This window comes from Streptomyces siamensis (assembly GCF_039543605.1).
Lineage (GTDB): Bacteria > Actinomycetota > Actinomycetes > Streptomycetales > Streptomycetaceae > Streptomyces > Streptomyces siamensis.
Genome location: NZ_BAABKB010000039.1, coordinates 62,798 through 74,019 on the forward strand (window position 1 = coordinate 62,798; position 11,222 = coordinate 74,019).

The 11,222-nt window shown below is 69.3% G+C and carries 12 protein-coding genes; 5 read left to right on the top strand and 7 right to left on the bottom strand.

Going from position 1 to position 11,222, the window contains the following annotated elements; translation table 11 throughout:
• Positions 1-30 precede the first annotated feature (30 nt).
• Together ABEB03_RS37225 and ABEB03_RS37230 are read right to left on the bottom strand one after the other, a co-directional pair.
• Entirely contained in the window at positions 31-1,407 is a 1,377-nt protein-coding gene (locus tag ABEB03_RS37225) for an NAD(P)-binding domain-containing protein (RefSeq protein ID WP_345657341.1), read from the bottom strand.
• Positions 1,408-1,439: 32 nt separating this feature from the next.
• Positions 1,440-1,607, bottom strand: coding sequence for a hypothetical protein (locus ABEB03_RS37230; protein WP_345657342.1), 168 nt, complete (start codon positions 1,605-1,607; stop codon positions 1,440-1,442).
• Positions 1,608-1,681: 74 nt separating this feature from the next.
• Between ABEB03_RS37230 and ABEB03_RS37235 the strand changes: the two genes are divergently transcribed.
• Positions 1,682-2,047, top strand: a complete 366-nt coding sequence (locus tag ABEB03_RS37235) for an ArsR/SmtB family transcription factor (RefSeq protein ID WP_345657343.1) — start codon at positions 1,682-1,684, stop codon at positions 2,045-2,047.
• 24 nt (positions 2,048-2,071) lie between these two features.
• Here the strand turns inward: ABEB03_RS37235 and ABEB03_RS37240 are convergent, their stop codons facing one another.
• Entirely contained in the window at positions 2,072-2,395 is a 324-nt protein-coding gene (locus ABEB03_RS37240) for an ArsR/SmtB family transcription factor (RefSeq protein ID WP_345657345.1), read from the bottom strand.
• Positions 2,396-2,457: 62 nt separating this feature from the next.
• Between ABEB03_RS37240 and ABEB03_RS37245 the strand changes: the two genes are divergently transcribed.
• Positions 2,458-3,504 carry a flavin-containing monooxygenase gene (locus tag ABEB03_RS37245; RefSeq protein ID WP_345657346.1) on the top strand — a complete coding sequence of 349 codons (1,047 nt, stop codon included), beginning with the start codon at positions 2,458-2,460 and terminating at the stop codon, positions 3,502-3,504.
• 68 nt (positions 3,505-3,572) lie between these two features.
• Here the strand turns inward: ABEB03_RS37245 and ABEB03_RS37250 are convergent, their stop codons facing one another.
• Genes ABEB03_RS37250 through ABEB03_RS37260 form a run of 3 tightly spaced genes read right to left on the bottom strand, consistent with a single transcriptional unit; the run spans position 3,573 to position 5,768 of the window.
• Positions 3,573-4,640: an ArsO family NAD(P)H-dependent flavin-containing monooxygenase gene (locus ABEB03_RS37250; protein WP_345657347.1), complete on the bottom strand. Its 1,068-nt coding sequence runs from the start codon at positions 4,638-4,640 to the stop codon at positions 3,573-3,575.
• The gene (locus ABEB03_RS37255; protein WP_345657348.1) at positions 4,637-5,416 is read right to left on the bottom strand and encodes an MIP/aquaporin family protein; all 780 of its coding nucleotides are present in this window, start codon (positions 5,414-5,416) and stop codon (positions 4,637-4,639) included. The genes ABEB03_RS37250 and ABEB03_RS37255 overlap by 4 nt, the downstream gene beginning before the upstream one ends.
• 37 nt (positions 5,417-5,453) lie before the next feature.
• Positions 5,454-5,768: an ArsR/SmtB family transcription factor gene (locus tag ABEB03_RS37260; RefSeq protein ID WP_345657349.1), complete on the bottom strand. Its 315-nt coding sequence runs from the start codon at positions 5,766-5,768 to the stop codon at positions 5,454-5,456.
• Between the two features lie 82 nt (positions 5,769-5,850).
• Between ABEB03_RS37260 and ABEB03_RS37265 the strand changes: the two genes are divergently transcribed.
• Genes ABEB03_RS37265 through trxB form a run of 3 tightly spaced genes read left to right on the top strand, consistent with a single transcriptional unit; the run spans position 5,851 to position 7,975 of the window.
• Positions 5,851-6,486, top strand: coding sequence for an arsenate-mycothiol transferase ArsC (locus tag ABEB03_RS37265; protein ID WP_345657350.1), 636 nt, complete (start codon positions 5,851-5,853; stop codon positions 6,484-6,486).
• A gap of 53 nt (positions 6,487-6,539) precedes the next feature.
• On the top strand, positions 6,540-6,959 hold the full coding sequence (locus tag ABEB03_RS37270) for an arsenate reductase ArsC (RefSeq protein WP_345657351.1): 420 nt from the start codon (positions 6,540-6,542) through the stop codon (positions 6,957-6,959).
• A gap of 5 nt (positions 6,960-6,964) precedes the next feature.
• Positions 6,965-7,975: a thioredoxin-disulfide reductase gene (gene trxB, locus ABEB03_RS37275; protein WP_345657358.1), complete on the top strand. Its 1,011-nt coding sequence runs from the start codon at positions 6,965-6,967 to the stop codon at positions 7,973-7,975.
• A 257-nt stretch (positions 7,976-8,232) separates the two neighbouring features.
• Here the strand turns inward: trxB and ABEB03_RS37280 are convergent, their stop codons facing one another.
• Positions 8,233-10,740 (bottom strand): DEAD/DEAH box helicase, encoded by a 2,508-nt coding sequence (locus tag ABEB03_RS37280; RefSeq protein WP_345657352.1) that lies wholly within the window; start codon positions 10,738-10,740, stop codon positions 8,233-8,235.
• Positions 10,741-11,222 lie beyond the last annotated feature (482 nt).

Genomic DNA, 11,222 nt, shown 5'->3' on the forward strand with positions numbered 1-11,222 from the left:
GTGGCAGCTGGGGCACCTGGCGGTTAAGGCTCAGCAGCAGCCACCGGACGGTGAGTCCTCGGTGACAGCAGCCGTGGTGGGGGCGCCGATGCCGATCTGTACGAGTTGGGGCGCCGGCGCGCAGCAGCCTCCGCCGTCGCTCTGTCCGGCTGCCGGGTGGTCGAAGAGACCCGCGCCGCCGCACACACCCGTTTCGGGGAGGGTGAGTTCGACGCGGTCGGCGGAATCGAGGTCGCCGGCGATGGCGGCGGTGACGGAGCGGACCTGCTCGTATCCGGTCATGGCCAGGAACGTGGGAGCGCGGCCGTAGGACTTCATGCCGACCAGGTAGATGCCCTGCTCGGGGTGGGACAGTTCGCGGTGGCCGTGGGGGTAGACGGTGCCGCAGGAGTGCTGGTTGGGGTCGATCAGCGGTGCCAGCTCGACGGGTGCCTGGAGTCGCTCGTCCAGGCCGAGACGGATCTCGGAGAGGAAGGACAGGTCGGGCCGGAAGCCGGTCAGCACGATGACCTCGTCCACCGGGTCGAGGCGCCGGCCGTCCTCGCCGACGAGGATCAACCGTCCGTCGTCCGCTCGCTCGATCGCCTCGGTGCGAAAGCCGGTGACCGCGTCGGCGTAGCCGTTGTCGACCGCGGCCTTCGCGGCCAGTCCGAGTGCGCCGCGGGCGGGCAGCTGGTCGGCTTCGCCGCCGCCGAACGTCGATCCGCTGATGCCGCGCCGCAGTACCCACACCGTGTGCGTGCCCGGCTCGTCCTTGGCGAGGGTGGCGAGCGCGGTGAAGGCGGAGGCACCGGAGCCGATGACGGCGGTGCGCCGTCCGGCGTAGCGGGCGCGGACGGCCGGGTCCTTGAGGTCGGGCACGCGGTAGGTGACCCGGTCGGCAGCGGCCCTTTCTCCGAGGGCGGCCAGACCGCTGGCCCCGGCCGGGCTGGGCGTTGTCCAGGTGCCGGAGGCGTCGATGACGGCGCGGGCAAAGACACGCTCCTCATCACCGGCGACGGTGGTGAAGTGCACGACGAAGGGCTGGCCCTCACGGTCGGCGTCGACGATGCGGTCGCGTCCGGTGCGGGAGACACCAGTGACGCGCGCGCCGTAGCGGACGCGGTCGCCCAGGGCGTCGGCCAGTGGCTGCAGGTAGCGCTCGGCCCAGTCGCCGCCTGAGGGGTAGCTGGCGGCGTCCGGCTTGGTCCAGCCGGTCGGGGCGAGCAGCTTTTCGGCGGCCGGGTCTGTGAGCTCGCCCCAGGTGGAGAACAGACGGACGTGGCTCCACTCGCGCACCGCAGCGGCGGCGGCCGGTCCGGCCTCCAGAACCAGGGGCTCGATGCCGCGCTCGACAAGGTGGGCGGCCGCGGCCAGGCCGGCGGGACCGGCTCCGATGACGACGACGGGGAGCTGCTGCTCGCTCATGGTGGTCGATCTCCCTGAGTGGTGGGGACGAATCAGCGGGTGAAGGAGAGGGCGGACTGGGCGCGCCGCTGCTGGGCCGTGGCCCGGCAGGAAGCGTCGCAGACCTGTGCGCAGCCGTCGCAGAAGCTGACGCCGTCCAGGTGACGAGCCGTACGGCGGGCCCGGGCAGCGGCGACAGCGGTGCGGATCCGAGTAGTCACGACGACTCCTTGTTTCGATACCTGTCGATGTCTGGAGCTTGCCACCTCGTATCGACGAGTGTCAACATAGACGCATGTCGAAGTCAGAGGTTGTCGAGCTGCCCGTCCTGGATGCCGGGGCTGAGGTGCCGTGCTGCCCGCCGATCACCGCCGGGGAACTGTCGCAGGCCGACGCGGAGAAGATGGCCGCGATGTTCAAGGCGCTGTCCGACCCCGTGCGGCTGCGTCTGTTCTCCAAGGTCGCCTCGTATGCGGGTGGCGAGGCCTGCGTCTGCGACATCTCCGACGTCGGCGTGTCCCAGCCGACCGTCTCCCACCACTTGAAGAAGCTGCGCGAAGCCGGACTGCTCACGTCCGAGCGGCGCGGTACCTGGGTCTACTACCGGGTGGCCCCGTCCGTGGTCGCTGCGATGTCCGCCATGCTCGACCTGCGCATCTGACCGGACGATGCCTGGCGCTGCTGGTCAGGCGCAGTCCGGAGGGCAGCAGCGCGCCAGGTACTCCTGCAGTGCACCCAGCCGCTCGGCCATGGTCGCGCCGTCGGCGCGGTAGAAGACCTGCTTGCCCTCCTTGCGGGAGCGGACCAGGCCGCCGCGGCGCAGCAGGCTGAGGTGCTCTGAGGCGGTCGACGGCTTCAGTGCGCACCGCTCGGCGATCTCCCCGACGGTCAGTTCCACGCCGCCGGCGAACTGCTGCAACACCTTCTGCCGGGTCTCGCTCGCCAGTGCTTTGAGGAAGTCGGCCGTCGCCGCATCCGCCGCGAACCCGTCACTGCTGACTGCGTTCACCGCTCCCGCCCAACATTTCGTCACTTCCCGAAACAACGACACAATAGAAGGTCCACGATCTCATGGAACATGCCGACCTCATCGTCATCGGCGCCGGACAGTCCGGTCTGGCCAGCGCTGCCCTCGCTCCGCGTCACGGCCTGGCCCGCGTCCTGGTTCTGGAGGCACGTGACCAGCCGGGCGGGGCGTGGCCGCGCTACTACGACAGCCTCACCCTGTTCTCCCCGGCCCGGTACTCGTCCCTCCCGGGCATGCCCTTCCCCGGCGATCCAGACCGCTACCCGACACGGGACGAAGTGGTGGACTACCTGCGCGCCTACGCCCGCCGGCTTACCGCGGACATTCACGCCTCCACGACAGTCACATCGGTCACCCGCCGGGGCGACGTCTGGTCGGTACGCGCCGGAGACGGCCGGGAGTTCACGGCGCGAGTGGTCATCGCCGCGAGCGGCGACTACGGCACGCCGTATCTTCCGGACCTGCCCGGGCGGGCGGATTTCGCCGGGCGGGTACTGCACGCCGCCGACTACCGCAGCCCGGGGATGTTCGCCGGTCAGCGGGTCGTCGTGGTGGGCGGTGGGAACTCCGCGATTCAGATCGCCGCCGAGCTGGGCGAGGTCGCCGACACCACGCTGGCCACCCGGCGGCCGATCGGATGGATGGCACAGCGCCCGCTGGGCCGTGATCTGCACTGGTGGCTGAAGCGCACCGGACTCGACGTCGCCCCCATCCGGCGCCTGCTGGCGAAAGTCCCGGTGTCGGTCCTCGACGACGGGCACTACCGCACCGCTCTGGACCGGCACGGCGTCGACCAGCGGCAGATATTCAGCCGGCTCACGGCCGAGGGGGTCGTCTGGGCCGACGGCGCGAAGGAAGCCGTTGACGTGGTAGTTCTGGCGACCGGCTACCGCCTCGCGTTCCCTTACCTGACCGGCAGCGGTGCCCTGGACGCGGACGGTCGGCCACTGCACCGCGGCGGCATCGCCACCACGGTGCCCGGACTGGGGTTCGTCGGCATGGAGTTCCAGCGCAGCTTCTCCTCCAAGACCCTGCGCGGGGCGGGCCGGGACGCCGCGCACGTCCTGTCCCGGCTCAGCCGCTCACGCTGACTTCAACGTCCTCGGTCGCGGGTTCCACTCCTCGCTGCAGACCGCAGCTGGGGTAAAGGCTCGCTTGCTCAGGTGCTCAGTTGGCGCGCGATCTGGTGCGCGGCTTCGCGGGCAGTGCGGCCGACGCCGATGAGTGTCGCAGAGGCAGGCCCGGTCCAGTCGCCGTAGCCGAGCAGGTGCAGCCGGGGCTCGCCCACCGCGCGGGTGCCCTTGGTGGCGATGTGGCCGCGTGTGCCGCGCAGGCCCAGCGGGCCGAGGTGGGACAGGGCGGGGCGGAAGCCGGTGCACCAGATCACTGCGTCCGCGGGGGCTGTGGTGCCGTCGCTCCACTGCACGCCGTCGGACGTGAGCTGCTGGAACATGGGCTGGGCCTTGAGCAGTCCAGCATCGCGTGCGAGGCGGACCGGCGGTACGGCGACGATGTCGCCGAGTGAGGCGACACCTCCGGTGTCGGAGCGGCCTTCGTCCAGAGCGCGGCGGCGGGCGGTCGCGGCGTCGAACAGGGCGCGGCCGTCGATGTCGTCGGCGAGGTAGCGCGGCGGGCGCTGAGTCACCCAGGTCAGGTCAATCCCGCCGTGGTCGGCGAGGTCGGCCGCGATCTGTGCGCCGGAGTTTCCGCCGCCGACCACCACGACGCGCTGCCCGGCGAAGTCGGACGGGCGCCGGTAGCCCGTCGTGTGCAGCTGACGGCCGGCGAAGTCTGCCCGGCCCAGGACGGCGGGCATGAACGGGCGCCACCACGCGCCGGTGGCGCTGATGACGGCCTGGGCAAGCCACGTTCCGCAGTCCGTCTCGACGCGCAGGACTCCGTCGTCCCGGCGCACGGCTTCCACACGGACGGGGCGTTGCACCGCCAGCTCGTATCGCTTCTCGTAGTCGGTGAGGTAGCCCACGACGTGGCGTGCGTCCGGGTAGGTCTCGCCGGACTGTACGGGCATGAGGCGCCCGGGCAGCGAGGAGTACGCGGCCGGGGAGAACAAGCGCAGGGAGTCCCAGGCGTGTTGCCATGCGCCGCCCGCCTGGGCCTGGGCGTCGAGGATGACGAAGTCCAGGCCCAGGCGGCGCAGGTGGTACCCGGCGGCGAGTCCGGCCTGACCGCCGCCGATCACCACGACCTGCGTCTTTGCTGCTCTCATGCGGTGGACTGCTCCGCAGGGGCTCGGCCGGGCATGAAGATGAGCGCCACCAGCGCCAGCCCCACCACGGCACCAACCAGCTGCATGCCGATGAACCCTGCCACCGACCCGGGAGCGATGCCGGCGAAGGTGTCGGTGAAGGCGCGTCCGATCGTCACCGCCGGGTTGGCGAAGGACGTCGAGGAGGTGAACCAGTAGGCGGCGCCGATGTAGGAGGCGACGGCCACAGGGGCGAAGCGCAGGCGGTCGGTGCGGGCCAGGCCGAAGATCAGCAGGATCAGTCCGGCGGTCGCCACGACCTCGCCGAGCAGCAGGTGCCCGGCAGAACGGTCGTGTGTGGACCACTTGACCAGCTGCTCGCCGAACATGGCGTTCGCCAGGACGGCGCCCGCGATCGCGCCGACGATCTGCGCGGGGACGTACACGGCCGCTTCCCGAAGGGTGACTCCGGCGCCGCCCCGTCGGGCGGCCCACCATTCGGCCAGCGTGACGGCTGGGTTGAAGTGCGCGCCGGAGACCGGTCCGAGCAAGGTGATCAGTACGCCGAGTCCGAAGACGGTAGCCAGGGAGTTGGCGAGCAGCTGGAGGCCGACGTCGTGGGTCAGCTCGGTGGCCTGGATTCCGGAGCCGACCACAACCGCCACCAGCGCTGCCGTGCCGACCAGTTCGGCGGCGGCCCTGGCGGCCAGCGGAGCACGGGGCGGAGTGGCGCCCGGCGCCGGTTGTGGCTCGGCTGCTGTTGCGGACCCCGTGACGGACTCGTGCGTGGCGGTCAACAAAGACTCCTCGGTGCAGTCGCCTCGGCGACGGGGATCAGGGGCAGGACCGCTTGATGTTGTTCTCGGCGGTGACGCGTGCGGTCTCCGCCAGGTCGGCGAACTGTCCGGCGAGGGAGGCGATGACGTCGGGCTTGAGCCGGAAGTACGTGAACCGGCCGCACGGCTCGGTCTCGACGATCCCGGCCTCGCGCAGCACCTTCAGATGGTTGGAGAGGTTGGTCTGCTTGGCACCCGTCTCCTCGATCAGGTGCGTGCTGCACAGCGTCTCCCGGGCAAGAAGGGTCACGATCTGGAGCCTCAGCGGGTCGGCCAGAACCCGGATCAGATCAGTGTCGACTGACGTCATCATGGACTGATACTGTCACATCACTCCGGGCTGATACCAGCCTGGCCTGAACCCTGGGGCCCGCACCCCATCGAAGGGGTTTCTCATGACCGCACTCCCACCCCCTGTTCTGCCCGATGAACGCCTAGCGGCCGGCGCTGCCCGGCTCGCTGTCCGCTATCGGGGCCGCTTCTCGGCCGAGACCGTGCAGCGCCTCGTTACCGACTCCTACACCCGCCTCGCCGAGCACGCCCACGTACGCACCCACCTGGTCGTCCTGGCAGAACGCTTCGCGGCCGAGCGGCTGGACGCACTCGCCCACGTCGAGGGAGCGCCGGGAGTCGGTCTGCCGCGCGTGCTCTTCGTGTGCAGCCACAACGCGGGGCGCTCGCAGATGGGTGCCGCTCTTCTCGCCCACCGTGCAGCCGGTCATGTGGTCGTGTCTTCGGCGGGCACGCAACCGGCCCCCGCCGTGGAACCGGTGGTCGCGCAGGCCATCACAGAGGCCGGCGCCGATACCGCCGATGTCTTCCCCAAACCGCTCACCGACGAAGTGGTCCGGGCCGCCGACATCATCATCACGATGGGCTGCGGCGACGCCTGCCCGGTAGTGCCCGGCCGCCGCTACCTGGACTGGCCCGTCGCCGACCCCGAGGGCGCCCCGATCGCCGTCGTGCGCAGCATCCGCGACGAGATCGACGCCCACATCACCGAACTTCTCGACTCCCTGCCGAGCCGCTGAACCCCACGCCCCACCAGTTGCACCACCCGATCCACACCGTGAAGGAAGAACCGATGTCCTCCAGCCCGCTCGCCTCCGTCCTGTTCGTCTGCGTCCACAACGCCGGGCGCTCGCAGATGGCCGCCGGATTCCTGAACCACCTCGCGGGCGACCGGATCGAGGTCCGCTCCGCCGGCTCCATCCCGGGCGACCAGGTCAACCCCGCCGCGGTCGAGGCCATGAAGGAAGTCGGCGTCGACATCGCCGACCAGAAGCCGAAGATCCTGACCACGGAAGCTGTCCAGGCATCCGACTACGTCATCACCATGGGCTGCGGCGACGCCTGCCCGATCTTCCCCGGCAAGAAGTACCTCGACTGGGCCCTCGAAGACCCGGCGGGCAAGGGTGTGGAGTCCGTGCGCCCGATCCGCGACGAGATCAAGACCCGCATCGAGGCCCTGATCGCCGAGATCGACGCCCAGCAGGAAGCGTGACGTCCGTGACGGACACCGGCATACGCGAGGTCATCGTCATCGGCTCCGGCCCCGCCGGATACACCGCCGCCCTCTACACCGCCCGCGCCGAACTCAAGCCGCTCGTCTTCGGCGGCGCCATCTTCGTCGGTGGCGCGCTGACCACGACGACCGAGGTCGAGAACTTCCCCGGATTCCCCGAGGGCATCGACGGCCCGGTCCTCATGGAGAACATGCGAGCCCAGGCCGAGCGCTTCGGAGCCGAGATGGTCGACGACGACATCGTCGAGGTCGACCTGACCGGGGACATCAAGACCGTCACCGATACCGCTGGAAACGTCCACCAGGCCAAGGCCGTGATCGTCGCGACCGGGTCCGGCTATCGCAAGCTCGACCTGCCCAAGGAGGACGAACTGTCCGGCCGGGGCGTGTCCTGGTGCGCAACCTGCGACGGCTTCTTCTTCCGCGACCGCGACCGCGACATCGTCGTAGTCGGCGGAGGCGACACCGCCATGGAGGAAGCCACCTTCCTCACCCGCTTCGCCAAGTCCGTGACCGTCGTGCACCGCCGCTCCACCCTGCGCGCCTCCCAGGTCATGCAGAACCGCGCCTTCTCCGACGACAAGATCTCCTTCGCCTTCGACAGCGAGATCGCCGAGATCAAGGAAGCGGACGGCAAGCTCGCCGGCGTCGTACTCCGCGACGTCTTCACCGGCCAGACTCGCGACCTCGACGTCACCGGCCTGTTCATCGCGATCGGCCACGAGCCGCGCACCGAACTGTTCAAGCAACAGTTGGAGTTGGACGACGCCGGCTACCTCAAGGTCCTCTCGCCCTCGACGCGCACGAACCTGCGCGGCGTCTTCGCCGCCGGCGACGTCGTCGACCACACCTACCGCCAAGCCATCACCGCCGCCGCCAGCGGCTGCGCAGCAGCGCTGGACACCGAGCGGTACCTCGCCGCCCTGGCAGACAACAAAGAAGCCTCCAAGCTGGAGTCAGTCCCCGAACACAACCGCGAAAGCGTCGTCAGCTGATCAGCGGCAGATGCCCCTGCAGCGGCACCGCTCTGCAGGGGACTGCCTCGCCGTTGGGTGCGGCAGCTGGTTACCGGCCAACCCAAGGAGACCGAGGATTCCACGATCTGCACGGGCTGGACGCGATGAGGGCTACACCTTCGACGTACAGCTGCGTGCCGGGACTACTGAGGCCGAACTGACCGACCTGGTGAATGCCGCCACCTGACGCCCTTCCCTCGGGCGCACAGGGCACGCCGGGGGATCTCAACGTCCAGCTACCACCGCATCCCGAGCTCATCCAACGCCGCCCGGCGTTCCGGTGTGAGCTTGTCCGCCCGACGCCGGGTGTTGTCGAGCCACCCCCCGAGCCGGACGGACGTGCCGCTCTCGCCGCCCTCTTCGGTCAGCTCCTCGACGTGTTTCCTCGGGACTCGGAGGTGGCCTTCGCGGGCGTGGAACTGGCGGGCGGCCGCGAGGTGGGTAGACCAGCGGTCGGCTTGCGTCCGCCGTGCTGGCACCACCGCCTCGCCCTCAGCCGCGGGCTCCACGCCGATCGTCTCCAGCAGGAACCGCTGCGCCGGGACCAGCTGGTCCCACCCAGCCCGTTGCGCGGCGATCCACGTTCCGAGGTCTTCGCCCTGCACGATCACCTCGCCCGCCCGGCTCGGCAGGCTGCCGCCGGCCCGCGTGTGGGCGAGGGCGAGCCGATACGCACGCTGCCACCCGATCTCCCACGCCGGGCACCACCCAGGATCGATCTCTGCGAGAGCCTCCATACGGCTTGCTGACAGCTCCCCGGCATACGGCACGCCTGTCTCTCCACGAGCGCGCCGTTCGGCGTTCTCACGGGCCTTTCGGGCCGCTCCGCGAGCGTTCTTGGCGAATACCCCCACCGCTGTTCCCTCAAAGACTGCTGTGGCCGGCGGGAGGAAGTGGCCGTGGACGGCGGCGTAGGAGCGGGCGACGGCGAGGCCGGCGTCCCACGCGGACGCGTGCACGGACCAAACCATCCCCAACTTCTCCAGCTCCTCAACACGCGAGGCTTCCAGCGTTCCGGCCGCGTAGTAGCGGCGCTGATCTGCGACCCACACGCCGAGCGGATGCGACCCCAGAGATGACGACCAGTCCTCTGGAGTGACGTACGTGAACGGCACCCGCAGCTCGGTGTTGCCGGTCTCGCGCAGCCAGCGTGTGGCAGCCTCGATGCCACGCCGCCAGTAGGCACCTTCGGGGTCGATGACGCGCAGCTGCACGAACTGCGTCAGCGCGGCCGGGTCGCGTTCCTCGCTGAACCGCAGCACCCCAGCCGCCCGCACAGAAACCCGCTCCGCCTCACCGCCGACGCCGTCCTGATCAGCCTCGCCACCCTCCAACAGAGCTTCCTCGCCGCCGTGTTCGGCCACCCAATGACTGTTGCGCAGCCGCGGGTCCGCGAGGGCCTCGATCGTGTCCGAGTCGTGAGCCCGGAGAGCTCCAAGGATCCGGCTGAGGCTGTTGTAAGCCTCCGAAGTGAGCAATTCGTTCGGATCCTCACCCGGCCCGAGGAACACCGGAACCACCAAAGACGCGAGTTTCCCCCGGCCTGGATGGAGTCGCAGAGCACGCCCCACCATCTGCACGATGTCCACCATCGAACCCCGCGCATCCGAGAAAAGCACTGCGTCACATTCTGCGGTATCGACCCCTTCACCGAGAATGCGAACGGAACTCAGCACGCGGAGTTCTGCACGCATATTGTGGCCGGAATAGTCGGGTCCTCCGAGGAAATCCGAGGCGAACTCACTCAGCACCTTCTGGCGATGCCCGGAGGAGTGCTCGCCGTACAACCAGTCGGCCCAAACCTGGGCCGCGGGCGGGTAGACGTCGGGCTCGTCGTCCGCGAGCCGCGCGGCGACCGCCGGCACCGAGGCCGCCATCGCCTCCGCCTCCTGGACCCGGCTGTGGAACGACAGCACCCGACGGAAACGCTCCTCCACCGCAGCCCGCATCAACCCCGTCTGAACAGCCGCCAACCGCGCTCCCCGGACTGCATCGGACCCGGTGTCCTCACTGGTCAAAGCCGCATACAAGCCGGGGTCGCGGATGTCGAGGCACAGCACCTGATACGGCGCCACAATCCCCCGACCGATCGCCTCCGACAACGTCAACTTGTAAGCCACCGGCCCGAACACGGGGGACCCGTCCTCCATCGACGCCACCAACCGCGGCCGCTCACCCTCCGCCTCCCACACCCGCGCCGTCGCCGTCATGTACAAGCGCCGCTCCGCCGGAATCTGCGTCTGATCGTGCACGGCCGCCCACGGCTTCAGCCCGTCACCACTTGTGCGGTGGGCCTCATCCACGACCATCAGGCTCCAAACGCCCAAGCCAGCAGCGTGCGCCCGCTGAAGGATGCCCAGACCCACCGAGGCATACGTCGCGAAAACGGTCACCGTCTCCAAGTCCCGCACCCAGGAGACCAGTTCGTCAGGATCTGTCGTACACGGCAACCCCTGACTCTCCTCCGCCCGCAACGAGCACACTCCAACCATCGCCCCAGACCGACCCGCCCGACGCCACGCGCCGGCCATCTGCGTCAGCAGATCCAGCGTCGGCACCAGGACGAGAATCCGACGCGCGGAAAGACGGTGTGCGGATTCCACGCCGATCAGTGTTTTACCGGAACCGGTCGCGGCGATTACCTGCGTCCTCAGGCCGTCGGCAGGCATGCGCCCTCCGGGGGGTGTTCCGAGGATACGGACGACGTTATCGACTGCCTCGGCCTGATGCGGACGCAATTCCATCTGAGTCACAATTCCTCGCATTCTCGGAGTCCGGAGAGACGATCTGCCTTAATTTTGGATTCCATCCAGGCTTCAAAATCGAGACCTCCCATTCCGGAAGGTACGGCAGGGAGAGGTACCTAGCTATCATCCCAGACTCGAGCCGGGGTTGGAAGTGACGCACACAGTCCGACCGGAAGTGACTGGAACGGATCAGAGGTGCCAGCGTCGGCAAGACGAGCATGCCTATTCCGCTACGCACAGCGGTCATTGACGCCGTGTCAGCCGAGTCACCCCTCCCTACTGCTGCCGCTTTTCTGGCGCGCCCGGAGGGTGCGTCAGGTTCCGTACGGGACTGCGGAGCAGGCCGGTACGGAACTGATCCGGCGTCAGCCGGATCTCCGGATCGCGGAGCGATCCGTCAGACGGAACGGAGTTCCGTCTCCGCGCGGAGCGCGGGAAGCGTCGCGTAGCGACGTCGCGTCGTGTCTGCGGAGCAGACC

Coding starts and splice junctions, on each gene's coding strand:
- ABEB03_RS37225 (WP_345657341.1), bottom strand. CDS start 1,407: ATGAGCGAGCAGCAGCTCCCCGTCGTCGTCATCGGAGCCGGTCCCGCC.
- ABEB03_RS37270 (WP_345657351.1), top strand. CDS start 6,540: ATGTCCTCCAGCCCGCTCGCCTCCGTCCTGTTCGTCTGCGTCCACAAC.
- ABEB03_RS37250 (WP_345657347.1), bottom strand. CDS start 4,640: ATGAGAGCAGCAAAGACGCAGGTCGTGGTGATCGGCGGCGGTCAGGCC.
- ABEB03_RS37260 (WP_345657349.1), bottom strand. CDS start 5,768: ATGATGACGTCAGTCGACACTGATCTGATCCGGGTTCTGGCCGACCCG.
- ABEB03_RS37235 (WP_345657343.1), top strand. CDS start 1,682: ATGTCGAAGTCAGAGGTTGTCGAGCTGCCCGTCCTGGATGCCGGGGCT.
- ABEB03_RS37280 (WP_345657352.1), bottom strand. CDS start 10,740: ATGGAATTGCGTCCGCATCAGGCCGAGGCAGTCGATAACGTCGTCCGT.
- ABEB03_RS37245 (WP_345657346.1), top strand. CDS start 2,458: ATGGAACATGCCGACCTCATCGTCATCGGCGCCGGACAGTCCGGTCTG.
- ABEB03_RS37265 (WP_345657350.1), top strand. CDS start 5,851: ATGACCGCACTCCCACCCCCTGTTCTGCCCGATGAACGCCTAGCGGCC.